The 21161-nt window shown below is 69.6% G+C and carries 25 protein-coding genes; 11 read left to right on the top strand and 14 right to left on the bottom strand.

Features of this window, described 5'->3' with window-relative positions:
* Positions 1–1134 carry a sensor histidine kinase gene (locus tag ACIBKY_RS40830; RefSeq protein WP_397105613.1) on the bottom strand — a complete coding sequence of 378 codons (1134 nt, stop codon included), beginning with the start codon at positions 1132–1134 and terminating at the stop codon, positions 1–3.
* Entirely contained in the window at positions 1131–1775 is a 645-nt protein-coding gene (locus ACIBKY_RS40825) for a response regulator transcription factor (protein ID WP_397105611.1), read from the bottom strand. The genes ACIBKY_RS40830 and ACIBKY_RS40825 overlap by 4 nt, the downstream gene beginning before the upstream one ends.
* 89 nt (positions 1776–1864) lie before the next feature.
* On the opposite strand from ACIBKY_RS40825, the gene ACIBKY_RS40820 reads away from it, so the two are divergent.
* The 4 genes from ACIBKY_RS40820 to ACIBKY_RS40805 are packed head-to-tail and all read left to right on the top strand — an operon-like array spanning position 1865 to position 5245.
* Positions 1865–2365 (top strand): hypothetical protein, encoded by a 501-nt coding sequence (locus tag ACIBKY_RS40820; protein WP_397105609.1) that lies wholly within the window; start codon positions 1865–1867, stop codon positions 2363–2365.
* Entirely contained in the window at positions 2362–3417 is a 1056-nt protein-coding gene (locus ACIBKY_RS40815) for an efflux RND transporter periplasmic adaptor subunit (RefSeq protein WP_397105607.1), read from the top strand. Before ACIBKY_RS40820 ends, ACIBKY_RS40815 begins: the two co-directional genes overlap by 4 nt.
* The gene (locus ACIBKY_RS40810) at positions 3414–4070 is read left to right on the top strand and encodes an ABC transporter ATP-binding protein (RefSeq protein WP_397105605.1); all 657 of its coding nucleotides are present in this window, start codon (positions 3414–3416) and stop codon (positions 4068–4070) included. Before ACIBKY_RS40815 ends, ACIBKY_RS40810 begins: the two co-directional genes overlap by 4 nt.
* On the top strand, positions 4067–5245 hold the full coding sequence (locus tag ACIBKY_RS40805) for an ABC transporter permease (protein WP_397105603.1): 1179 nt from the start codon (positions 4067–4069) through the stop codon (positions 5243–5245). The genes ACIBKY_RS40810 and ACIBKY_RS40805 overlap by 4 nt, the downstream gene beginning before the upstream one ends.
* Before the next feature lie 125 nt (positions 5246–5370).
* Here the strand turns inward: ACIBKY_RS40805 and ACIBKY_RS40800 are convergent, their stop codons facing one another.
* On the bottom strand, positions 5371–6423 hold the full coding sequence (locus ACIBKY_RS40800; protein WP_397105601.1) for a quinone-dependent dihydroorotate dehydrogenase: 1053 nt from the start codon (positions 6421–6423) through the stop codon (positions 5371–5373).
* Positions 6424–6429: 6 nt separating this feature from the next.
* Positions 6430–7080, bottom strand: a complete 651-nt coding sequence (locus ACIBKY_RS40795) for a response regulator (protein ID WP_397105599.1) — start codon at positions 7078–7080, stop codon at positions 6430–6432.
* Positions 7081–7158: 78 nt separating this feature from the next.
* On the opposite strand from ACIBKY_RS40795, the gene lpdA reads away from it, so the two are divergent.
* Positions 7159–8538, top strand: a complete 1380-nt coding sequence (lpdA, locus tag ACIBKY_RS40790) for a dihydrolipoyl dehydrogenase (RefSeq protein WP_397105597.1) — start codon at positions 7159–7161, stop codon at positions 8536–8538.
* A gap of 4 nt (positions 8539–8542) precedes the next feature.
* Here the strand turns inward: lpdA and ACIBKY_RS40785 are convergent, their stop codons facing one another.
* Both ACIBKY_RS40785 and ACIBKY_RS40780 read right to left on the bottom strand, forming a co-directional pair.
* Positions 8543–8980 (bottom strand): DUF1772 domain-containing protein, encoded by a 438-nt coding sequence (locus ACIBKY_RS40785; protein ID WP_397105595.1) that lies wholly within the window; start codon positions 8978–8980, stop codon positions 8543–8545.
* 68 nt (positions 8981–9048) lie between these two features.
* Positions 9049–9759, bottom strand: coding sequence for a TetR/AcrR family transcriptional regulator (locus ACIBKY_RS40780; protein WP_397105593.1), 711 nt, complete (start codon positions 9757–9759; stop codon positions 9049–9051).
* A 113-nt stretch (positions 9760–9872) separates the two neighbouring features.
* On the opposite strand from ACIBKY_RS40780, the gene ACIBKY_RS40775 reads away from it, so the two are divergent.
* Positions 9873–11318 (top strand): DHA2 family efflux MFS transporter permease subunit, encoded by a 1446-nt coding sequence (locus ACIBKY_RS40775; RefSeq protein ID WP_397105591.1) that lies wholly within the window; start codon positions 9873–9875, stop codon positions 11316–11318.
* 53 nt (positions 11319–11371) lie between these two features.
* Complete coding sequence (locus tag ACIBKY_RS40770; RefSeq protein ID WP_397105589.1) at positions 11372–11566, top strand: heavy-metal-associated domain-containing protein; 195 nt, start codon at positions 11372–11374, stop codon at positions 11564–11566.
* A 26-nt stretch (positions 11567–11592) separates the two neighbouring features.
* On the opposite strand, the gene ACIBKY_RS40765 is transcribed toward ACIBKY_RS40770, so the two are convergent.
* The 4 genes from ACIBKY_RS40765 to ACIBKY_RS40750 all read right to left on the bottom strand — a co-directional run bounded on the left by ACIBKY_RS40765 (position 11593) and on the right by ACIBKY_RS40750 (position 15412).
* Positions 11593–13191, bottom strand: coding sequence for a beta-N-acetylhexosaminidase (locus ACIBKY_RS40765; RefSeq protein ID WP_397105587.1), 1599 nt, complete (start codon positions 13189–13191; stop codon positions 11593–11595).
* Positions 13188–14003, bottom strand: coding sequence for an N-acetylmuramoyl-L-alanine amidase (locus ACIBKY_RS40760; RefSeq protein WP_397105585.1), 816 nt, complete (start codon positions 14001–14003; stop codon positions 13188–13190). Before ACIBKY_RS40760 ends, ACIBKY_RS40765 begins: the two co-directional genes overlap by 4 nt.
* A gap of 28 nt (positions 14004–14031) precedes the next feature.
* The gene (locus ACIBKY_RS40755; RefSeq protein WP_379614062.1) at positions 14032–14280 is read right to left on the bottom strand and encodes a hypothetical protein; all 249 of its coding nucleotides are present in this window, start codon (positions 14278–14280) and stop codon (positions 14032–14034) included.
* A 94-nt stretch (positions 14281–14374) separates the two neighbouring features.
* Complete coding sequence (locus tag ACIBKY_RS40750; protein WP_397105583.1) at positions 14375–15412, bottom strand: LacI family DNA-binding transcriptional regulator; 1038 nt, start codon at positions 15410–15412, stop codon at positions 14375–14377.
* Positions 15413–15557: 145 nt separating this feature from the next.
* On the opposite strand from ACIBKY_RS40750, the gene ACIBKY_RS40745 reads away from it, so the two are divergent.
* On the top strand, positions 15558–16229 hold the full coding sequence (locus tag ACIBKY_RS40745) for a TetR/AcrR family transcriptional regulator (RefSeq protein WP_397105581.1): 672 nt from the start codon (positions 15558–15560) through the stop codon (positions 16227–16229).
* Positions 16230–16426: 197 nt separating this feature from the next.
* On the opposite strand, the gene bldC is transcribed toward ACIBKY_RS40745, so the two are convergent.
* Both bldC and ACIBKY_RS40735 read right to left on the bottom strand, forming a co-directional pair.
* A complete protein-coding gene (gene bldC, locus ACIBKY_RS40740; RefSeq protein ID WP_013133571.1) occupies positions 16427–16630 on the bottom strand; it encodes a developmental transcriptional regulator BldC in 204 nt (67 codons plus the stop codon).
* Between the two features lie 335 nt (positions 16631–16965).
* Complete coding sequence (locus tag ACIBKY_RS40735) at positions 16966–17832, bottom strand: hypothetical protein (protein WP_379614342.1); 867 nt, start codon at positions 17830–17832, stop codon at positions 16966–16968.
* A 108-nt stretch (positions 17833–17940) separates the two neighbouring features.
* Between ACIBKY_RS40735 and ACIBKY_RS40730 the strand changes: the two genes are divergently transcribed.
* The 3 genes from ACIBKY_RS40730 to ACIBKY_RS40720 all read left to right on the top strand — a co-directional run bounded on the left by ACIBKY_RS40730 (position 17941) and on the right by ACIBKY_RS40720 (position 19892).
* On the top strand, positions 17941–19020 hold the full coding sequence (locus ACIBKY_RS40730; protein ID WP_397105579.1) for a Leu/Phe/Val dehydrogenase: 1080 nt from the start codon (positions 17941–17943) through the stop codon (positions 19018–19020).
* A 150-nt stretch (positions 19021–19170) separates the two neighbouring features.
* On the top strand, positions 19171–19404 hold the full coding sequence (locus tag ACIBKY_RS40725) for a DUF3073 domain-containing protein (protein WP_379614054.1): 234 nt from the start codon (positions 19171–19173) through the stop codon (positions 19402–19404).
* An 80-nt stretch (positions 19405–19484) separates the two neighbouring features.
* On the top strand, positions 19485–19892 hold the full coding sequence (locus ACIBKY_RS40720; RefSeq protein ID WP_397105577.1) for a PPOX class F420-dependent oxidoreductase: 408 nt from the start codon (positions 19485–19487) through the stop codon (positions 19890–19892).
* Here the strand turns inward: ACIBKY_RS40720 and ACIBKY_RS40715 are convergent, their stop codons facing one another.
* Complete coding sequence (locus ACIBKY_RS40715; RefSeq protein ID WP_397105575.1) at positions 19893–20429, bottom strand: dihydrofolate reductase family protein; 537 nt, start codon at positions 20427–20429, stop codon at positions 19893–19895.
* Between the two features lie 67 nt (positions 20430–20496).
* Positions 20497–21117: a maleylpyruvate isomerase family mycothiol-dependent enzyme gene (locus tag ACIBKY_RS40710; RefSeq protein WP_397105573.1), complete on the bottom strand. Its 621-nt coding sequence runs from the start codon at positions 21115–21117 to the stop codon at positions 20497–20499.
* Positions 21118–21161 lie beyond the last annotated feature (44 nt).

Genomic DNA, 21161 nt, shown 5'->3' with positions numbered 1-21161 from the left:
TCAGGCGGGCAGGCGCAGGGTGACCGAGAGCCCGCCCTCGGGGCGGGGCTTGGCGGTCACGGTGCCGCCGTGGGCCTCGGTGATCGCCCGCACGATCGACAGGCCGAGCCCCGCGCCCCGCCCGGACTGCACCCGGTCGCCGTTGCGCCGGAACGGCTCGAACAGGTCATCCACCTCGAACGGGGAGACCACGGGCCCGGTGTTCTCGACGGTGACGGTTCCGCCGCCGCCGTACGACTCGCGCAGGGTGATCCACACCTGCCCGCCGCGGACGTTGTACTTGATCGCGTTCTCCACCAGGTTGAACACGCAGCGCTCCAGGAACAGCGGATCGCCCTCGGCCACGGCGGGCCGCAGGTCCTCGACGATCGTCACCCCCCGCTTGGCCGGCGTGAGCTCCAGCGCGGTGCGCACCACCCGCTCCAGCCGGACCGGCTTGCGCGTGGTCAGTTCCTGTTCCGACTGCGCGAGCAGCAGCAGGCCCTCGATCAGCCGCTCGTAGCGCGCGTTGGTGCCGAGCAGCGCCCGGGCCAGCGCCTTCAGGTCGGGAGAGGCCTCCGGCTCCTCCAGCGACACCTCCAGCACCGTCCGGTTGATCGCCAGCGGGGTGCGCAGCTCGTGTGAGGCGTTGGCGATGAACCTGCGCTGCGCGTCGAAGACCCGGTGCAGGCGGCTGAGCATCGCGTCGAAGGTGTCGGCCAGCCGCTTGACCTCGTCCTGCGGGCCCTCCAGCGCGATCCGCTCGTGCAGCGTGCTCTCGGACAGGCGCTGCGCGGTCTCGGTCACCCTGTTCAGCGGCTTCAGCGCCCGGTCGGCGACCAGGTAGCCGATGACCACCGCGGCCAGCCCGATCATCACCATGGCGCTGACCGACCACTGCAGGATCTCGTTGAGCACCTTGTCCGCGCGCTGCCCCACCTCCGCCTGAGCCTGGACCTGGGCCTGGAAGAACAGGGCATCCTTGGACTGGGCACTGGTCTGGGGTGGCGGCCCGGTTCCGATGACCTTGACGAACTTCGCGTCGAGCGAGCGGGCGGTCAGCAGATAGGTGATCCACAACAAGGCCGAGCCGGCGACGAAGAACAGGCCGCCGTAGATCAGGGTGAGCCGCATGCGCAGCCCGAGGCGCTTCACAGGCGATACCCCTGGCCGGGCACGTTCATGATCACGCCGGGCGCGCCGAGCTTCCTGCGCAGCGAGGTCAGCGTGACGCGCAGCACCCCCGTGCCGCTCTCCGCGAACTCGTCCCACACGCTCCTGCGCAGCCCGGTCGACGTGATCAGCTCTCCGTCCGCGCGCAGCAGCTCGTGCAGCACGTCGAACTCCTTGCGATTCAGGCTCACGTCCCTGCCGTCGCGGGTGACCGTACGGCAGGCCGGGTCCAGCCGGATGCCCGCCCGCTCGACGACCGGCGCGCTCGCCCGGCCCGTACGGCGGGCCAGCGTACGCACCCTGGCCACCAGCTCGGCGAACGCGAACGGCTTCACCAGGTAGTCGTCCGCGCCGATGGTCAGCCCGTCCACCCGGTCGTGCAGCTGCCCGGCGGCGGTGAGCATGATGATCCGGCTGCGCGCCATGAGCTCGCGGCAGACGTCGTCCCCGTGCACCTCGGGCAGGTCCCGGTCCAGGACGATGACGGAGTAGTCGACGTAGGAGGCCAGATCGAGCGCCTCCTGCCCGTCGTAGGCCACGTCGACGGCCATCGCGTTCAGTCGCAGCCCCCGTGCGATGGCGTCGGCCATCTGTTCCTCGTCTTCCACGACAAGCACCCGCATGCTGCACAGACTCACCGATGCGGTGTTAACGGGGAGTAAGTCCGGCGGCTTATCCGCGTTTAGCACCCGCTCCGATGAAGTGCGGTGCCATGAACCTTCGCCTCATTCCGGCCGCAGCGGCCATGCTCTTGGCGCTCGCCGCCTGCGGTTCCACCGGCGCCACCACAAGCACCGGCGCCACCACCTCCGGCGCCTCCGCCAGCCCGTCCGGCAACGCCCGCGACGCCCAGCTCAAGTTCGCCCAGTGCATGCGGGAGAACGGCATCGAGATGGACGACCCCTCCGAGGACGGCCGCATCCAGTTCAGGGCCGGTCAGCGCACCGACCGGTCCAAGATCGAGAAGGCGCAGAAGGAGTGCCAGAAGCACCTCAAGGGCGTCATGGGCGACCAGGGCGGAGCCATGGACCCGAAGCGCCGCGACCAGATGGTGAAGTTCGCCCAGTGCATGCGGGAGAACGGCATCGACATGGCCGACCCCACGGAAGGCGGCGGCATCATGATGACCGGCGGGCCCGGCGACGAAGAGAAGATGAAGAAGGCCCAGGAGGCCTGCAAGCAGTTCCAGCCGGGCGCGGAGAAGCAGTCGTGAGAAAGCTCCTGGCGGCAGCGGCGGTCGCGCTCGTGGGCGCGGCCGCCGCGTGGACGGCGACAGCCGTACTGAGTGACGGTGGCACGGGAACGGCGGCGCCCACACGCCCGCCCGCGCCGGCCACCTCGGAGATCACCAAGCAGGACCTCGTCGACACCCAGACCGTGGAGGGCACGCTCGCCTACAACGACGAGCGCGCCATCACCACCGACGCCAGGGGCACCGTGACCTGGGTGCCGGAGGAAGGCACGCTGATCAAGCGCGGCCGCTCGCTGCTCAAGGTGGACCGCAGGCCCGTCACGCTCATGTACGGCAAGCTGCCTCTCTACCGCACCCTGGAACGCGGCGTCGAAGGCCCGGACGTGACCCAGCTGGAGCGCAACCTCAAGGCACTCGGCTACGGCGACGACCTGACCGTGGACGACGAGTTCACCTACGCCACCTACCTGGCCGTCCTCGAATGGCAGGAGGACCGCGACCTGGAGGAGACCGGCAAGGTCGACGCCACGCAGGTGGTCTTCCAGCCCGGCGAGGTACGCGTCGGCGACGTCAAGGCCACCGTCGGCGGCAAGGCGATGCCCGGCCGGGAGGCGCTCAAGGTCACCGGCACCCAGCGGCTCGTCCACGTCGACCTCGACACCGACGAGCAGCATCTCGCCAGGAAGGGAGCCAAGGTCACCGTCGAGCTGCCCGGCGGCGAGCGGGCCAAGGGAAAGATCACCGAGGTCGGCACCGTCGCCCAGACCTCCGGCCGCGACGACGACAAGACCACCACCATCGACGTGGACATCACGCTGAACAAGAAGCCCAAGACCAAGCTCGACCAGGCGCCCGTGGACGTGGAGCTGGAGAGCAAGCGGGTCAAGGGCGTGCTCACCGTCCCGGTCGAGGCGCTGCTGGCCACCCGCGAGGGCGGCTTCGGCGTCGAGGTCGTCGAGGGTTCCGGCAGCCGTGTCGTGCCGGTCGAGCTCGGCGCGTTCGGCAGCGGCCGGGTCGAGGTCACCGGCTCAGGGCTCGCGGAGGGCATGAAGGTCGGGGTGCCCGCGGCATGAGCGTCATCGAGCTCCGCGAGGTGACCAAGACCTACAACGGCGACGTGCACGCGCTGCGCGGCGTGGACCTCAAGGTCGACTACGGCGAGCTGGTCGCGATCGTCGGGCCCTCCGGCTCCGGCAAGTCCACGATGCTCAACCTGATCGGCACGCTCGACCGGCCGACCAGCGGGGTGGTACGCATCGCCGGGCACGACATCTCCGAGCTGAGCGACCGCGAGCTGTCGGCGCTGCGCGCCAAGAACCTGGGCTTCGTCTTCCAGCAGTTCCACCTGGCGCCCGGCGTCAGCGCGCTGGACAACGTGGCCGACGGCCTGCTCTACACCGGCACGCCCCGGCGTGTACGCCGCGAGAAGGCGGCCGCGGCGCTCGAACGCGTGGGCCTCGGCCACCGGCTCGGCCACCGGCCCAACCAGTTGTCCGGCGGCGAGCAGCAGCGGGTGGCGGTCGCCAGGGCGGTCGCGGGCGACCCGCCGCTGCTCCTGGCCGACGAGCCGACCGGCAACCTCGACTCCGCCTCCGGCGCCGAGGTCCTGCGCATCCTGGGCGAACTGCACGCCTCCGGCACCACGATCGCGATCATCACCCACGACATGGACGTGGCCGCCTGGTGCCCGCGCCAGGTCAAGGTGCGGGACGGAGCCGTGTCATGAAGCCCGCCAGGCTCAGCCCTTCTGACGTCCTCCGGGTCGGCGCGGCCGGCTTGCGCAGCCGTCCGACCAGGGTGGTGCTGTCCGCGCTCGGCATCGCCATCGGCATCGCCACGATGATCGCGGTCATCGGGATCTCCTCGTCCTCCAGGGAACAACTGCTGCGCCAGCTCGACCAGCTCGGCACCAACCTGCTCACGGTCTCGGCCGGGCAGACGCTCTTCGGCCAGCAGGCCAAGCTGCCCGAGGACGCCGCGGGCATGGTCGCGCGCATGGAGCACGTGCGGACCGCCGGGGCCACCGGCTCGATCAAGACGAGCGTGCGCAGGACCGGGCACATCCCGGAGGCGGTCACCGGGGGCATCGCCGTACAGGCTGCGACGGTTCCGCTGCTCAAGACCCTGGAAGGCAGCGTGGTGGAGGGGGCCTGGCTCAACGCCGCCACCGGCCGCCAGCCGGCCGTCGTGCTCGGCGCCAAGGCCGCGGAACGGCTGGGCATCACCAGAACCGGCGTGCGGGTGTGGATCGGCAACCGCTGGTTCACCGTCCTCGGCATCCTCGGCCCGATGCCGCTGGCCCCCGAGATCGAGCGTTCCGCGCTGGTCGGCTTCCCCGCCGCCGAGAAGTACCTGGGCTTCGACGGTCACCCGTCCACCATCTACGAGCGCTCCGACGACGCGGCGGTCGGCGCGGTCCGCGAGGCCCTGCCCCGCACCGTCAACCCGGAGAACCCGAACGAGGTGGAGGTCAGCCGTCCCTCCGACGCGCTGGCCGCCAAGGCCGCGGCCGCGGGCGCCTTCACCAACCTCCTGCTGGGCCTGGGCGCGGTGGCCCTGCTGGTGGGCGGGGTGGGAGTGGCCAACACCATGGTCATCTCCGTCCTGGAACGCCGCAAGGAGATCGGCCTGCGCCGCTCGCTGGGCGCCACAAGAGGCCAGGTCCGCATCCAGTTCCTGGCCGAGTCGCTGCTGCTGTCGGCGCTGGGCGGAGTGGCGGGAGCCTTCCTGGGCGCCGTGGCCACCGTCGGCTACGCCGTCTCCCGCGACTGGCCCCCCGTGGTCCCGCCCTGGGCGATCGGCGGCGCCGTGGCCGCCACCCTCCTGATCGGCACCATCGCCGGCATCTACCCGGCCATGCGCGCCGCCCGCCTGTCCCCGACGGTCGCCCTGACGGCCTAGCGACGGCTCACGGCACCGGGAGGCGAAACCACTCCAGTGCGGCCCGGAGCCGATCGGCTCCTGGGCCGCGAGGGCGGCAAGGGGAAGCCCGGACTGCCGTTGCGGCCCGATGGCGGGAAAGGGGCTCAGGCGGTGCGGGCGATGGCCTCGGTGATGGACTTCATGCCGTGACGGCGCAGTCGGCGGCTCAGCTGGCGGTGGATGCGGGAGGGCCAGAACGGGCCGTTGTAGATCCAGCCCGTGTAGCCCTGGACCAGGGTGGCGCCGGCGAGCAGGCGTTCCCACACGTCGTCCACGTCCTCGACGCCGCCCACGGACACCAGCGTGAGGCGGTCGCCGACCCTGGCGCGCAGGCGGCGCAGGACCGCCAGCGAACGCGCCTTCAGCGGGCGGCCGGACAGGCCGCCCTGCTCGCCGTCGTGCCTGATCGTGGTGTTGGTCGCGATGATGCCGTCGAGCCCCAGCTCAAGGGCGAGGTCCGCCACGGCGTCGACGTCCTCGTCGGCGAGGTCGGGCGCGATCTTCACCAGCAAAGGTGTACGGCGCGCCGTCCCGTCCGCCACCTCCTTCACGGCCGACAGCAGGGGCCGCAGCAGTTCGACCGCCTGCAGGTTCCGCAGCCCGGGAGTGTTGGGCGAGCTCACGTTGACCACGAGATAGTCGGCCAGCGGCGCCAGCCGCCTGGCACTGGCCACGTAGTCGGCGGCGGCGTCGGACTCCGGCACGACCTTGGTCTTGCCGATGTTGACCCCGACCACCACCGGCAGCCCCCGCGTACGGCGCAGCCGCCGCTCGGCCGCAGCGGCGCCGTGGTTGTTGAACCCCATCCGGTTGATGATCGCGGCCTGCCCGGCCCGGCGGAACAGCCGCGGCCGGGGGTTGCCCGGCTGGGCGTGGGCGGTGATGGTGCCGACCTCGACGTGCCCGAAGCCGAGCGCGGAGATCGCCTCGGCGCAGGCGGCGTCCTTGTCGAACCCGGCGGCCAGCCCGAACGGCCCGGGGAAGTGCACGCCGAACGCGCTGACCCGCAGCGCCGGGTCGTGCGGCGCGAGCCACCGGTGCAGCAGGCGCTTGACGAACGGCAGCGCGGACAGCACGGCGAGCGCCCGGACGGTGGCGTGGTGCACGCTCTCGGCGTCGAACCGGCGCAGGACGAGCGTGAAGAAGAGGCGGTACATCACAGGTCAGGCTACCAATCCGGCCTCGTGGGCGATGATCGCGGCCTGCACTCTGTTGCGCACGCCGAGACGGGTCAGGATGGCGCTCACATACGCCTTGACGGTGCCCTCGACGATGAAGAGCCTGGCGGCGATCTCGGCGTTGGAAAGGCCGGCGCCGACCAGGGCGAGGACCTCGCGTTCGCGTTCGGTGAGTGGCTCGATGCGGTCGCGGGCCGCGGCGCCGCGCGACATCTGGCCGCCGGCGAGCTGGGTGATGACCCGCTGGGCCACCTTGGGTGACAGGTAGGCGGCGCCACCGGCGACGGCGTGGATGCCGGTCAGGAGTTCGCGCGGGTCGCCGGACTTGAGCAGGAAGCCGCCGGCGCCGACGTCGAGCGCCTTGGCGATGTAGTCGTCCTCGCCGAACGTGGTCAGGATGACGACCGCGCTGCCCGGCGCGGCCCGGCGGATCTCGGCGGCGGCGGCCAGGCCGTCCATCCTGGGCATGCGGATGTCGAGCAGGACCACGTCGGGATGGTGGCTGATGGCCAGGTCGACGGCCTCCTTGCCGTCGGCGGCCTCGGCGACCACCTCAAGCTCGGGGTCGGAGCCGAGGATGGCCTTGATGCCCGCCCTGATCATGGCCTCGTCGTCGGCGAGGAGGATGCGAATCACGGTCTCTATACTGGCCGACCTCGCACAGGTGGCAGTGCCGTACCGGGTGGAGGTCCGGCGGGCGGTATCGTCCGACGCATGAGCACTCACTATGACGTCGTCGTTCTCGGCGCCGGACCCGGGGGATACACGGCTGCGGTCCGCGCCGCCCAGCTTGGCCTCAAGGCTGCGGTCATCGAGGAGAAGTACTGGGGTGGCGTCTGCCTGAACGTGGGCTGTATCCCGTCCAAGGCGCTGCTGCGCAATGCCGAGCTGGCCCACATCTTCACCAAGGAGGCCAAGACCTTCGGCATCAACGGCGAGGTCACCTTCGACTACGGCGCCGCCTTCCAGCGCAGCCGCAAGGTGGCCGACGGCCGGGTCAAGGGCGTGCACTTCCTGATGAAGAAGAACGGCATCACGGAGTACAACGGCCGTGGCCAGTTCCTCGACGCCAACACCCTGCAGGTGAACGGTGAGACGGTCACCTTCGGCCACTGCATCATCGCGGCCGGCGCCACCACCCGGCTCATCCCGGGCACCTCGCTGTCGGAGCGGGTCGTGACGTACGAGGAGCAGATCCTCAGCGAGGACCTGCCGGCCAGCATCATCATCGCCGGAGCTGGCGCCATCGGCGTCGAGTTCGCCTACGTGCTGCACAACTACGGCGTCAAGGTCACGATCGTGGAGTTCCTTGACCGGGTCGTACCACTTGAGGATGAAGAGGTCTCCGCGGAGCTGGCCAAGCGCTACAAGCGGCTCGGCATCGAGGTGCTCACCTCGACCCGCGTGGAGAACATCGAGGACACCGGCTCCTCGGTCAAGGTCACGGTCACCCGCGACCAGCAGACCCAGGTGCTCGAAGCGGACAAGGTACTGCAGGCGATCGGCTTCCAGGCGCGGGTCGAGGGCTACGGCCTGGAGAAGACCGGGGTCGCGCTCACCGACAGGGGCGCCATCCAGGTGGACGGCCGGGGCCGTACCAACGTGCCGCACATCTACGCCATCGGCGACGTCACGGCGAAGCTCATGCTGGCGCATGCCGCCGAGGCCATGGCGGTCGTCGCGGCCGAGACGATCGCGGGCGCGGAGACCATGGAGATCGACTTCGCGATGGTGCCGCGCGCCACGTACTGCCAGCCGCAGGTGGCCAGCTTCGGATACACCGAAGCCCAGGCCCGCGACCTGGGTTACGACGTCAAGGTGCAGAAGTTCCCGTTCACCGCGAACGGCAAGGCCCACGGCCTGGGCGACGCCAACGGCTTCGTCAAGATCATCGCGGACGACACCCACGGTGAGATCATCGGCGCCCACCTGATCGGCCCCGAGGTCACCGAGCTGCTGCCCGAGCTGACCCTGGCCCAGCAGTGGGACCTCACCGTGCATGAGGTGGGGCGCAACATCCACGCCCACCCCACGCTCGGCGAGGCCGTCAAGGAGGCCGTCCACGGTCTGGCCGGCCACATGATCAACATGTAGCCGCCTACAGGTAGGCGATGCCGACACCGACCAGCACGACGGAGGCGAAGCCCGCCACCGCTCGCAGCGTGTTCCACCCCGTCCACCGGGGCGAGTACTCCGGGTAGGTCATCGTGCCCGCGTCGAGCTTGTTGTTCATCGGCACGTTGATGGCGACGGTGACCAGGAACGAGCCGACGAAGTTGACGCCCGCGGCGAGGAAGAACCACAGGGCGGCCGGGGAACCCGCGAGGAACCCGGCCGCCAGGGCCGCGACCGGAGCCCCCATGAAGGGGATGTAGAGCCAGGGGTTGAGGATCTTCCGGTTGATGCTCCGCATGGCCGTCTCGGCCTGAGCGGGGTCGATCGCGTTGAGTCCGGGCATGACCGACATCGAGAAGGTGTAGAAGAGGCCGGCGATGGCGCCGTGCAGGACGAGGGTGATCAGAGCGAGTGTCATCATGCGACTATCGTGGCGCACGCGCACTGAGACGGTCCATGGCCTGAACGCTTAATCGCATACGAGCGCGTCTACTTCATCCGGGCCGCCATGCCGTCGATCAAAAGGTCGAGCCCGTACTCGAACCGGGCCTCCCCGTCGGGGTCGGTCAGCTCGTCCACGTAGGTCACGAGCATGGGAAACCGCTCGGGCGGCAGTGACCTGTAGTAGTCCTTGATCTGGCCGACGAAGCTGTTGAGGTAGCTCTCACGGTCGTTCAGGCCCTTGGCGCGCATCCGCGCGTAGTGCTGCGAGCCTTCGTAGGCGTCTCCCGCGATGTACAACGACAGCCGGTCCACCCCGAACGAGGCGTCGCGCGGATCCATCCCCGCCGAGATCAGCAACGCCATCATGTACTCGCCGAGCCGCAGCGCGTTGGGCCCGGTCGGAACCGCCGCCATGGCCGCCCTGGCGATGTCGGCGTGGTTGCCCAGCACCCGGTGCGACTCCATCGCGTACTCGCGCAGTTGCGCCTTCCAGTTGGCCGGGTCGGGCTCGCGCACCTCGATCTCGCCGAGAACCAGGTCGTAGATCAGCTCCAGCAGTTCGTCCTTGCTGGACACGTGCGCGTACAGCGAGGCCGGGCCCGTGTCGAGCTCCTGGGCGACTCTGCGCATGCTCAGCGCGTCGAATCCTTCCGCGTCGAGGATCCGCAACCCGGTCTCCACGATCAACGCCTGACTGAGCTGCTGCTTCACCGGCCTGGGTGACTTGCGCCACGGCGGGGTGGGCACTGACGTCATGTTTTCCTCCTCCCGGAACAGTGTACTTGACACGAACGCCGTTCGTCATTAGAACAGTGTCTGTATACGAACGCTGTTCGTCCTAAGAACGTTGTTCCTGCCAAGGAGTTCGCATGACCGTCACCGCCCCCGCGGGGACCCTCACAGACCCCCAGCCCTACAGATGGCGCTGGGTCGCCCTCTTCGTCATCCTCGCCGCCGAGGTGATGGACCTGCTCGACGCGCTGATCACCACGATCGCCGCCCCGACCATCCAGCGTGAGCTGGGCGGCTCGAACGCGATGGTCCAGTGGCTGACCGCCGGCTACGCGCTGGCCATGGCCGTCGGCCTGATCACCGGAGGCCGCCTCGGCGACCTCTACGGCCGCAAGCGCATGTTCGTGATCGGCGCCTTCGGCTTCACCGCCGCGTCGCTGCTGTGCGGTATCAGCGGCACTCCCGAGATGCTGATCGTCTTCCGCGTCGTGCAGGGATTGTTCGGCGCCGTGATGATCCCCCAGGGCCTCGGCCTGATCAAGGAGATGTTCCCGCCGAAGGAGATCGGCAAGGCGTTCGCCGCCTTCGGGCCCGTCATGACCATCTCGTCCGTCGGCGGCCCCGTGCTGGCCGGCTGGCTCATCGACGCCGACCTCTTCGGCACCGGCTGGCGCATGATCTTCCTGATCAACCTGCCGCTCGGCCTGGCCGCCGCCTTCGCCGCGATCAAGTTCCTGCCGGAGTACCGGCTCTCCAACGCCACCAAGCTCGACCTCGTCGGCATGCTCCTGGTCTCGGTGGCCGCGTTCCTGCTGATCTTCCCGCTCATCCAGGGACAGGAGCACGACTGGCCCGCCTGGACCTTCGTCTCCATGGCCGCCTCGATCGTCGTCTTCGCCCTCTTCGGCCGCTACGAGAGCGCCCGCGTCCGCGACGGCAAGGACCCGCTCGTCGTGCCCGCCCTCTTCCGCAAGCGCGCCTTCACCACCGGCCTCATCGCCGGGCTCGCGTTCTTCTCCGGCATGGTCGGGTTCGGCGTGGTCTTCAACCTCTTCACCCAGGTCGGACTCGGCTGGGGACCGCTCCAGGCCGGCATGGCCGGCCTCCCGCAGGCCATCGGCGGCGTGATCGGCTTCGGCCTCGCGATGTCGGGCCTGCAGGCCAAGCTCGGCCGCGGCCTCATGCAGATCGGCGCGGTCGTGATGGCGCTCGGCGCGGCCGTCCTCGCCCTGTTCATCCACCTGAACGGCACGCAGATCGGCTACTGGGAGCTGGCCCCCGGGCTCGCCCTGGTCGGCATCGGCATGGGCCTGACCATGGCCCCGTTCTTCGACATCATCCTGGCCGGCGTCGAACCCCACGAGTCCGGCTCGGCCTCGGGCACCCTCACCGCCGTCCAGCAGCTCGGTGGCGCGCTCGGCGCCGCCGTACTCGGGACGCTGTTCTTCAACCTGCTCAAGAGCCGGATGGCCTTCCCCGACGCCCTCCAGATCACGATCGCCGTGGAGATCGGCCTGCTCGCCGCCACGTTCGCGCTCTCGTTCCTGCTCCCCAGGTTCGCCAGAGAAGAAGGAGGACACTGAGGTTGTACGGCAAGCGCCCCCCGCATACCGGCCGGGGGCATACGCTTGTTCCCATGAGCACCACGTACACCGTCACCGGCATGACCTGCGGCCACTGCGTCGCCTCCGTGAAGGAAGAGGTGGGGGAGGTCCCCGGCGTCACCGCCGTGGACGTCGACCTGGCCTCAGGCCGCGTCTCCGTCACCGGCGCGGCCGACGACTCCCTCATCCGCGCCGCCATCAAGGAAGCCGGCTACCAGGTCGCCTGACCCGGCCCTCGTCCGGCGAGGAGGCGTCACATGCTGGGCCGGGTGGAGGTCGCGCTCTGGGCCATCTGCTCGACGTGGTCCATGACGTCGGTCACCGAGACCACGCCCGGCCGGTGGGGACGGCGGCGCTGCCAGGGCTTCGGCCCTTCCAGCGGCCGGTACTCCACCCCGAGCGCGTCCAGCCTGCCCAGGTGGGCGCGGAGCCGTTCGGGGAAGTCGGGACCCGCGGCGCCCGACCAGCCCACCTCGGCCAGCGCGCACGCCCGGGGCCACGCCTTGTAGTCCAGCGTGCGGGCGTCGGGGATGCGCTCGCTCCACAGCTGCGCCTGCGCTCCGAGCACGTGCCTGCGCTCGGCGAGCGACCAGGTGGCCGGCGCGGGATCGAAGGCGGCCACGTCGGCGACGGTGACCGTGTCGCCGATCGCCATCGGCTCGTCGGACGAGGCGGCCTCGGCGTAGTCGAAGTACAGCGGGAAGACCGGTGTGGCCACCACGTCGTGGCCGGCCGCCGCGGCCCGCCGGCCGACCGTCATGCCGCGCCACGGCATGACGAGCGTGTCCGGCCGCAGGTCACCGGCGACGAACGCCTCGTCCCACACCACGGCCCGCGTGCCCCGCTCTGCCAGCACGTCCGCCAGCCGCCGCAGGAACCAGGCGTGCAGCGCCGCCACCGACTCCAGCCCCAGCTCCCGCGCGTAGGCGGTGATCTCGGGGGAGGCGTCCCACTGGTCGAGGACGACCTCGTCCCCGCCGACGTGCACGTACGGCGTCTCGCCCAGCGCGCCCAGCAGTTCGTCGAAGATCGTGGTGAGAAAGCCGACCGTCGGCGGCAGCGGAGACAGGATCGCGGGGGAGATGCCCCACCGCTCCAGCACCTCGGCCGGCTCACCCGTGGCCCCGAACTCGGGGTAGGCGGCCAGGATCGCCGACGCGTGCCCCGGCACGTCGATCTCCGGCACGATCGTGACCGCCCGTGCCCGCGCGTACTCGGCGATCTCCGCGAGGTCGTCCAGCGTGTAGTAGCCGCCGTGCGGGAGGTCGTCGAACGACTCGGGCTCCCGGTAGTGGTGCGTCGCGGTGCGCGGGCGGTGCGAGGCCACCTCGTGCAGGCGCGGGAAGGCCCGGCTCTCCACCCGCCAGCCCTGGTCGTCGACCAGGTGGAGGTGGAGCCTGTTCAGCTTGTGCACGGCCATCAGGTCGACGACGCGCAGGATCTCCCGCTTGGGGAAGAAGTGCCGCGCCACGTCCACGTGCAGGCCGCGCCAGGAGTAGCGCGGCGCGTCCTCGATCCGCACGCCGGGCACCCGCCACTCCGCCCCCGGCGTCTGCCGGTAGGAGGCGTCGGGCAGCAACTGGTGCAGCGACTGCCCGGCGTAGAACGCCCCCGCCCGGTCGCCGGCCGAGATCTCGACGCCCCGCGAGCCGGCCGTCAGCCGGTACGACTCGGGTCCCAGGGCCGGGTCGAGCCGGATGTCGACGGCCCCGGAGTCGCCCGGCCGCAGGTCGAGGACGGGCAGCGCCAGGCGTACCGCCTCGACGAGGTCGGCGGGGCCGGACACCACGGCGCCCGTGGACAGCTCGTAGGAGCCGGACAGCTGGCTGAGCAGGTTGGGGCGAGGAATCATGCCTTGAGATACTGCTGCAACCCGTTGGCCAACGCCAACGCGATGCGCTGCCGGAACTCGGGGTCGCGGAACTTCGCCGCCTCGCCGGCGTTCTTCATGTTCCCGCACTCGACGAAGATCTTCGGAACCGTCGAGAGGTTGAGCCCGCCGAGGTCGTTGCGGAAGTCGAGGGCGTCCTTGCCGATGTAGGTCGAGTACGGCAGGCCAGTGCCGGTCTTGAACGCCTGCCGTACCGCGAGGCCGAGCTTCTTGGAGTCGCCCACCACCGGGTCGACCGGCCCGTTGATCTTCTCGGGCATGATCACGTGGAAGCCCTTGTTGCCCGGCGAGGAGCCGTCCGCGTGCACCGAGAGCGCGGCGTCGGCCTTGGCCTTGTTCCCGATCGCCGCGCGCTGGGTGATGCACGGGCCCACGCTGTCGTTGTCGGCCCTGGTCAGCTTCACGCTCGCGCCGCGCTGTTTGAGGATCTTGACCAGGCGGTTGGACACGTCCCAGGTGAAGGCCGCCTCGGTGTAGCGGTCGGCGGTCTCCGTGCCGGTCGTGTCGCAGGCCTTCCACTTGGTCAGCACGTTCACCTTGCGGTTCACGGCCTTGGGGTCGCGGAAGTTGCCGCCGTTGTGGCCGGGGTCGATGACGATGACCTTGCCGTCGAGCGGCTTCCCGGCCTTGGTGGGCGCGGCCTGCGCGGGTTGCTGTGGTTGTGCCGACACGGCCAGGTCCTGACCGCCCGCGGCGTCACTGTTGGCGACGCCGCCACAAGCGGTGGCGGTCAGGCCGAGCAGGGCGAGAACGGTGGCAGGTAGAGCACGCATGAGCTCCAAGGTACGTCACGATCCGGTCTCACCAGACGTGTTCCCCCACTTCCTGCCGCTGGAGGAGGGCCGCGAGGTCCCTCGCGTCCTCCGCGTCGAGGCCGAGAACGACGCGCGGGCGGCCCCACGGATGGTCGAGGGAGTGGGCGACGTAACTGGCCACGGACTCGGCGCCGACGTCGCTCCCCCTGCCCCTGCCGGCGCGCCAGTGTGCCCAGGCGCGTTCGAGCTCGGCCGCCGCGCGCTGGGCACAGGACACCAGTTCTGGATCACGCATGACTGTTCCCCCCGGAAATGACGCCATGACGCTGACGAGTAAAGCGGGGAGACTCGCCATGGCATCCGGGATTGACCAGCCCTTGGGTAGCTCTTTAGGCCGGTCCCGTGCTCCGCCGTACGATCAGCTCCGGGGTGACCTCGCGCAGCCGTGAGGCCTTCGCGGGGTCGCCGATGCGGTCGCTGAGCAGGGCGGCGGCCGAGCGGCCCATCGTACGCCTGGGCTGGTCGACCGAGGTGAGAGAGATGTGGCGTGAGGCCGCGAGATGCGTGTTGTCGTAGCCGATCACGGACAGATCCTCGGGGATGCGCAGCCCCAGATCCGCCGCCGCCGACATGACACCCAGCGCGACCATGTCATTGGCCGCGAAGATCGCGGTGGGCCGCGGTTCACGGGTCAGCAGCGCCGTCGCCGCCTCCCTGCCGCTTTCCTCCGAGCACTCGGCGTGCTCGACCATGATGTACGGCGCCAGCGCGTGCCGCCGCATCGCGACCAGATACCCCTCGCAGCGCGAGGAGCGGTTGCCCTCGATGTGGGCGATGCGTTTGTGGCCGTGTTCGACCAGGTGGTCGATGGCCAGCCGGGCGCCGAGTTGATCGTCGTCGACCACGATGTCGACGCCGTCGAGCTCAATGTCACGTTCCCCTACGACGACCGTGGGCGTGTAGGAGGTCGCCTCGATGAGGGTTTCGCTGGTCGGGGCTATGCCTAAGAGCACCAGGCCGTCGACCCGGAGCTCCAGGAAGGCTTCCACCGCTTCGTCCTCGAAGGCGGGGTCCCACTGGCTGTTGCCGATCAGCATGCGTAGCCCGTCGCCGTGCAGACTTTCCTGGAGACCGTCCAGGAACTCGGCGTAGAACGGGTTGTGTAGGTCGGCGACGAGCGCGCCGACGAGATGGGTACGGCCTTCGACGAGGCTGCGCGCCACGGCATTGGGGCGGTAGCCGAGCTCGCGTGCGGCGGCTAGCACCGCCTGTCGCCGATGCTCGCTCACGTGGGGGGACCCACGCAGCACGAGTGAGACGAGCGATTTCGAGACGCCTGCTCGCTCGGCGACGTTGCGGATGGTTGGCCTGGGCCGGGGCAGGGTGTCTACCTCGGCGACGGTCGTGTTGACGGGCGGTCCTGACATGTGTCTCCCCCGCGATGCGGATACGGGCACCTGCCTCACAGAACGATCGAGTTCGCCGCAGGGTACGGCTTTCATGAGGTAAGCCTGATGTTGACCCGGACGGCAGGCGGCCGTTATTGGGCATGGAGTCGGATACTGTGCAGGTGTGACACCCGGGAAGTCCTCCGCCGAAGCAGCGCGCCCTGCACGGCGCAGGCTCAGCGTCGACCGGCGTCGCGAAGAGCTCATGGCCGCGGCGCTTGAGCTGTTCAGTAAGCGCGATGCGGAAGACGTCTCCATCGACGACGTGGCCAGCGCCGCGGGCGCCTCACGGGCGCTCGTGTACCACTATTTCGGCGGCAAGCAGGAGCTCTATGTCGCCGCGCTGAAAAGCGCGGCACAACAGCTGGAGTCCCGGCTTCGGCCGCAGGAGGGCGGCAGGCCGCTCGACGAGCTGGCCGCCGGGCTCAGGCGCTACTTCGACTTCGTGGAAGAGCACGCGGCCGGGTTCGCCGCGCTGCTGCGCGGGGGGCCGGCCAACCGGGCCGGCGAGGTCGGCGAGATCGTCGACGGGGTCCGGCAGCGGTTGTTCCGCCTCATCCAGAAGCAGATGCGGGTCGAGCAGCCCTCGCCGGTACTGCGCACCACGATCGTGTCGTGGATCGCCTCCGTGGAGACGGCGGGGCTGGACTGGCTGGAACACCGCGACATCGAGCGTCCCGTGCTGGAGAAAATGCTCGTGGACCACATGATCGCCTTGCTCGGCGTCGCGGCGAACTACGACCGCGAGGTGCGGACCCTCTTCGAGGGCCTGGCCCACAAGCAGTTCCCCGCCTGAACGGGCGGCCGCGCCACGCTCTCGCGCCAGGAGAGCGGGCCGCCCAGGAGTGGGAAGGATGGCGCCGGGCGGGCGGCGCCAACTCCCGTATGCGTCCCCCGACGCGCGGGGCGACATGACGTCGTCACGCGGGTGGACCGGGCCGGAGACCCTGGCCCACCGTGAAACCCCCCTATAGGTCCGTGACGACCTCGGAGTTACTCCGAGCGCTGCTGCGGAATCCCCGCCAGCAGCGCGCGGACCTCGGTCTCCCGGTATCGCCGGTGACCGCCGAGGGTGCGAATCGACGTCAACTTGCCCGCCTTGGCCCACCGGGTAACGGTCTTGGGGTCGACCCTGAACATGGTCGCGACCTCGGCGGGCGTGAGCAGTGGCTCGGCCTCGGGTGTACGAGCTGACATTTGTGCGGCCTCTCCTCCGTGTGGACCGGCATCTGCGATCCCTGCGACTGCCTTTGCGCGTGTCACGGATGTCCCCCTATGGCCCAGAGCGTGCGGCTTTTCTGAGCCATATGCGGCATCACCCGAAGTGACCATACCGCCACGCAGAGCGATTGGCGAGCCCTTCTTTGACCCAACTGCCCGCCCACATGGCGATGTCACGCTCGGTGATTCTAGCGACACGTTTCGTGGTATCGCAGTGAAAACGGCAAACTACTCAGTTCGCAGAAGCCAGCAGGCGTGACACGTGACCCACTCATGCCGTGCTCTTGCTGGTCAGGACCCCTGTATGGGGTTCAGTTGGCAGATTCCAGAAGTTGCATTGACTTCCAGCGCAAGATCACCCGCTGATACATCGCGAACGCAAGTTCTTCTTGACCCGTGTCCAAACCGGTCAAAGCAGCCGAAAGCTCCGCTACAGACTGGTCCGCCTGGAGCGCGTCGTCGTCCATCAGATGGACGAGGCCGCCGTAGTCGAGCTCCACCAGCGAGTGCGGGTGGAACTCCTCCAGCCAGCGGGCCACGTCCTCCACGTCCAGCCCCGCCGCCACGTCACCCAGATGCTTGCGCAGCACCTGGAGCGCCTTGGCCGAGCGCCGCCTGGCCTGCGCCATGGAGGTCACGTAGATGAGGTTGCGGCCGGTGGTGGTGGTGAGGTCCTGGCCCTTGGGCGGCGTCGAGCCCAGCACCAGCCACCGCTCGTTGCCGTCGAAGGGGATGAACCACGCCGGTGGCACGTGCCAGGTCGTGGTCCTGATGTGGGTCCGCAGCACCGAGGAGCCGCCCGTGCGCTTGAACCGGTCGAAGTCGTCGGCCGTCTGCTCGGCGATCGTCTTCGGGACCAACCGGTCCATCATCTTCACGGGAACCGTCCCGCGCAGCCGTGAGAACGCCAGCCACGAGCGCAGCCGCGTCTGCCAGGGGCAGACATAGAGGCGATCCTCAACGCGGCGCAAATAGGCGTTGGGGCTCTCCTGGGCCGGTGCGGGGTTCGGCGGCATGCCGAGCAGGCGCCGGACGGACTCGCCGTGCTCGGCCTGCAGCGCGTTCGCCCGGCGGGGACGGTCACGCGACTCGGCGTATTCGGCCCAGACCTTCCGCTCAGACTCGCTGAAGGCGGTCAGCGGCTCATAGACGCGGAGGTACGCGGCGTAGGGCAGCACGGAAGGCATCGTGTCATGAAGACAGCCTGCTTGCACCGTTGCTGCCACTACCCTGAGAGGTGATCTCCGCCGCGAAGATGCGGCGGAACCGGACAGGGAGTCACTACCGTGACCGACGTCTTCGGCACGTCCCACAAGGACGTTCACGAACAGGTCGTCTTCTGCGCCGACGAGCAGAGCGGCCTCCGCGCGATCATCGCGATCCACAACACCCAGCTCGGGCCCGCACTCGGGGGGACACGGTTCTACCCCTACGAGAGCGAGGCGGCCGCGCTGGCCGACGTGCTCAACCTGGCCAAGGGCATGGCGTACAAGAACGCCCTCGCCGGCCTCGACCACGGCGGCGGCAAGGCCGTCATCATCGGCGACCCCGCGACACAGAAGTCCGAGCCCCTGCTGCGGGCCTACGGCCGCTTCATCCAGTCGCTCGGCGGACGGTACATCACCGCCTGCGACGTGGGCACCTACAGCCCCGACATGGACATCGTCGCCAGGGAGTCGCGTTTCGTCACCGGCCGCACCGTGGAGCACGGCGGTGCCGGTGACTCCTCGATCCTCACCTCGTTCGGCGTCTTCCAGGGCATGCGCGCCTCGGCCGAGCGGGTCTACGGCACGCCGTCCCTGCACGGCAGGCGGGTCGGCGTCGAGGGCGTGGGCAAGGTCGGCCACCGGCTCGTCGACCTGCTGCGTGAGGACGGCGCCGAGGTGGTCGTCTGCGACGTCAGCCAGGAGGCGATCGAGCGGGTGCGCCAGCGCCATCCGGAGGTCGAGGTGGTGGCCGACGCCGCCGCCATGGCCGTCTCCGACATCGACGTCTTCGCCCCGTGCGCCCTGGGCGGCGCGCTGACCGACTCGATGGTGGAGACGCTCCGCGCCAAGATCGTGTGCGGCGCGGCCAACAACCAGCTCGCCCACCCCGGCGTGGAGAAGCAGCTCGCCGACCGGGGCATCCTCTACGCTCCCGACTACGTGGTGAACTCCGGCGGGGTCATCCAGGTCGCCGACGAGATCGAGGGCTTCAACATGGACCGCGCGCGGTCCAGGGCCGCCAAGATCTACGACACGACCTTGAAGATCTTCGGAATCGCCGCCGAGGAGGGCGTACCTCCTGCGGTGGCAGCCGATAGGCTGGCAGAGCGCAGAATGTCGGAAGTCGGGCGAATCAGGGGTATTTGGCTGGGCGCCTGACGCCCCGCGCCCATACGACGTACCGAGCTGGGCACAAAACAGGTACGGTAATAGGCGAACGAGAGGCTGACGTCCGAAGACAGCGGCGTCAGCGAGTGGTGCGTTAGCGACGAGGGGTCGGGGACGACCCCACACGAGGGGGTCGAGCCAATGGGGCGCGGCCGAGCAAAGGCCAAGCAGGTCAAGGTTGCTCGCCAGCTGAAGTACAACAGCGGTGGCACAGATCTTGAACGTCTTCGCGATGAACTCGGGGTCGGAGACTCCGGCCAGACCGACGACGACGCCGACGACCTCAACGATGAGCTGGCGGATCGCTATGCCGATTACGCCGATGACTACGGCGCTGAGGACGACGACGATGACCGTACGTCCGGCCGCCGGTAGCCGTTCTCCCGGTTGACGTCTTGTGGCAGGCACCCGGTGCGGGATCCCCGCGCCGGGTGCCTGTGTGATGTGATCCACTCATGAACACGCCTCTGAGTGACACCGCCAGAAAGATCCTCGACGCTCCCAACATCGGCGTTCTGGCAACCCTCAACCCCGACGGCAGTCCGCAGACCTCCGTCGTGTGGGTGGGCACGGACGGTGACGACGTCGTGATCTCCTCCGAGGCGGGGCGCCGCAAGGTCCGCAACCTGGAGCGCGACCCGCGGGCCAGCCTGAGCGTGTTCGACCTCACGGACCCCGACCTGTACGTCGAGGTCCGCGGCGTGACGACGGTCACCGGGGACGAGGGCCGGCGGCTGGCGGTGGAGCTGGCGGAGAAGTACGAGGGCGAGGGCGCCGGCCGGGCATACCTGGAGTTGCCCGAGGAGACGGTCCGCGTGGTGATCCGGCTGACTCCGCAGCGCGTGATCGGCCACACGGGCTGATCACGCCGGCTGGTAGTGAAGGTGGACGACGCCGGTGGCGAAGGTGGCGGAACCGGCCAGTTTGAGCGGCAGCCGTTCCGCCGACTCGTCGAACAGGCGGGTCCCCGCGCCCAGCACGATCGGGTGGACGTACAGGTGCAGGTCGTCGACGAGACCCGCGCCGAGCAGGGCGCGGGTCAGCGTGACGCTGCCGGTCATGCCGATGTTCCCGCCGGGTCCCTCCTTGATCCGGCGCAGCTCCTCGACCGCGTCGCCGCTGATCAGGGTGGAGTTGTTCCAGTCCGCGCTGCGCAGCGTGGTCGAGACGACGAGCTTGCGGACGTTGTTGAGGTGGTCGGCCATCGGGTCGCTGCGGTGCGGCCAGGACGAGGCGAACACCTCGTAGGTGGCCCGGCCGAGCAGCAGGGTGTCGGCGCCCTGCTGCTGGGCCATGACGGCCCCGGTCATCTCGTCGTTGACGTAGGGGAAGTGCCACTTGTCCGGCGCCTCCACCACTCCGTCCAGCGAGGCGAACAGGCCGGCGACGATCTTTCTCATGGGTTTCTCCTTCTCGGTGGTTCTGCTACCACGTCGATCGGGAGATGTGACAGGGAACGCTCGCGGGTCAGCGTTCGCGCAGGATCGCCGTGCCATCGCCCGACAGCTCGTCCAGGTAGTCACCGCGCCCGGCCATCGCCATGATCAGCGCGAGCGTCGAGCCGGTCACCAACGGTCCCGAGCCGCTCGCGAACGGCCCGTCGTCGGCCGCCAGCCGCAGCCCGCGCACCCGTCCCTTGGCCGGGACGACCTGGTTGGAGCCCACGTAGTACCCGGCCAGGCGGGTGAGCGTGCCGATCGGATGGTCGCGGCGGATGCCCAGCGGGCGGCGGATGTCCTCGCCGTGGACGACCGTCTCGCCCAGCATGGCGATGGCGGACAGCGGCTTGGTCCTGCTCGTCACGGCCCCGCGGAAGCGCTCCAGCGTCTCCTCCGGCGACGCGCCCAGTTGCTCACGCAGCCGCATCGCCACCTGCAGGTCGAAGTCGAACCGGCAGCGCACCACGCCCGCCAGCCACCGCACAGGGGTGAGCCGCGCGGCCGAGGTCAGATGCGCCAGCACCTCGCGCACGCTCAGGCCCTCGCACAGGGACGGCGTCGCCCACCGCTCGTCCGTCAGCGCCGCGAGATCGTCGGCCAGAGCCGCCCGCTCGGCGAAGATCAGCGTCCAAAGCCCGGAATCTGTCATGTCAGAGCACCTCCTGCTGTCGTTGACAGGTAGGACTGCGGGCA

Source organism: Nonomuraea sp. NPDC050394 (genome assembly GCF_044459065.1).
GTDB lineage: Bacteria > Actinomycetota > Actinomycetes > Streptosporangiales > Streptosporangiaceae > Nonomuraea.
Note: the sequence above shows the minus strand (reverse complement) of the source record. Positions and strands in the feature narration are given on the sequence as shown.

Excerpts from the sequence above, each read along its gene's own strand:
- ACIBKY_RS40785 (WP_397105595.1), bottom strand. The coding sequence starts at position 8,980 with ATGATGACACTCGCTCTGATCACCCTCGTCCTGCACGGCGCCATCGCC.
- ACIBKY_RS40715 (WP_397105575.1), bottom strand. The coding sequence starts at position 20,429 with ATGAGAAAGATCGTCGCCGGCCTGTTCGCCTCGCTGGACGGAGTGGTG.
- ACIBKY_RS40825 (WP_397105611.1), bottom strand. The coding sequence starts at position 1,775 with ATGCGGGTGCTTGTCGTGGAAGACGAGGAACAGATGGCCGACGCCATC.
- ACIBKY_RS40760 (WP_397105585.1), bottom strand. The coding sequence starts at position 14,003 with ATGCGTGCTCTACCTGCCACCGTTCTCGCCCTGCTCGGCCTGACCGCC.
- lpdA (WP_397105597.1), top strand. The coding sequence starts at position 7,159 with ATGAGCACTCACTATGACGTCGTCGTTCTCGGCGCCGGACCCGGGGGA.
- ACIBKY_RS40780 (WP_397105593.1), bottom strand. The coding sequence starts at position 9,759 with ATGACGTCAGTGCCCACCCCGCCGTGGCGCAAGTCACCCAGGCCGGTG.
- ACIBKY_RS40710 (WP_397105573.1), bottom strand. The coding sequence starts at position 21,117 with ATGACAGATTCCGGGCTTTGGACGCTGATCTTCGCCGAGCGGGCGGCT.
- ACIBKY_RS40755 (WP_379614062.1), bottom strand. The coding sequence starts at position 14,280 with ATGCGTGATCCAGAACTGGTGTCCTGTGCCCAGCGCGCGGCGGCCGAG.
- bldC (WP_013133571.1), bottom strand. The coding sequence starts at position 16,630 with ATGTCAGCTCGTACACCCGAGGCCGAGCCACTGCTCACGCCCGCCGAG.
- ACIBKY_RS40775 (WP_397105591.1), top strand. The coding sequence starts at position 9,873 with ATGACCGTCACCGCCCCCGCGGGGACCCTCACAGACCCCCAGCCCTAC.
- ACIBKY_RS40770 (WP_397105589.1), top strand. The coding sequence starts at position 11,372 with ATGAGCACCACGTACACCGTCACCGGCATGACCTGCGGCCACTGCGTC.
- ACIBKY_RS40820 (WP_397105609.1), top strand. The coding sequence starts at position 1,865 with ATGAACCTTCGCCTCATTCCGGCCGCAGCGGCCATGCTCTTGGCGCTC.
- ACIBKY_RS40750 (WP_397105583.1), bottom strand. The coding sequence starts at position 15,412 with ATGTCAGGACCGCCCGTCAACACGACCGTCGCCGAGGTAGACACCCTG.
- ACIBKY_RS40720 (WP_397105577.1), top strand. The coding sequence starts at position 19,485 with ATGAACACGCCTCTGAGTGACACCGCCAGAAAGATCCTCGACGCTCCC.
- ACIBKY_RS40765 (WP_397105587.1), bottom strand. The coding sequence starts at position 13,191 with ATGATTCCTCGCCCCAACCTGCTCAGCCAGCTGTCCGGCTCCTACGAG.
- ACIBKY_RS40800 (WP_397105601.1), bottom strand. The coding sequence starts at position 6,423 with ATGTACCGCCTCTTCTTCACGCTCGTCCTGCGCCGGTTCGACGCCGAG.
- ACIBKY_RS40725 (WP_379614054.1), top strand. The coding sequence starts at position 19,171 with ATGGGGCGCGGCCGAGCAAAGGCCAAGCAGGTCAAGGTTGCTCGCCAG.
- ACIBKY_RS40805 (WP_397105603.1), top strand. The coding sequence starts at position 4,067 with ATGAAGCCCGCCAGGCTCAGCCCTTCTGACGTCCTCCGGGTCGGCGCG.
- ACIBKY_RS40810 (WP_397105605.1), top strand. The coding sequence starts at position 3,414 with ATGAGCGTCATCGAGCTCCGCGAGGTGACCAAGACCTACAACGGCGAC.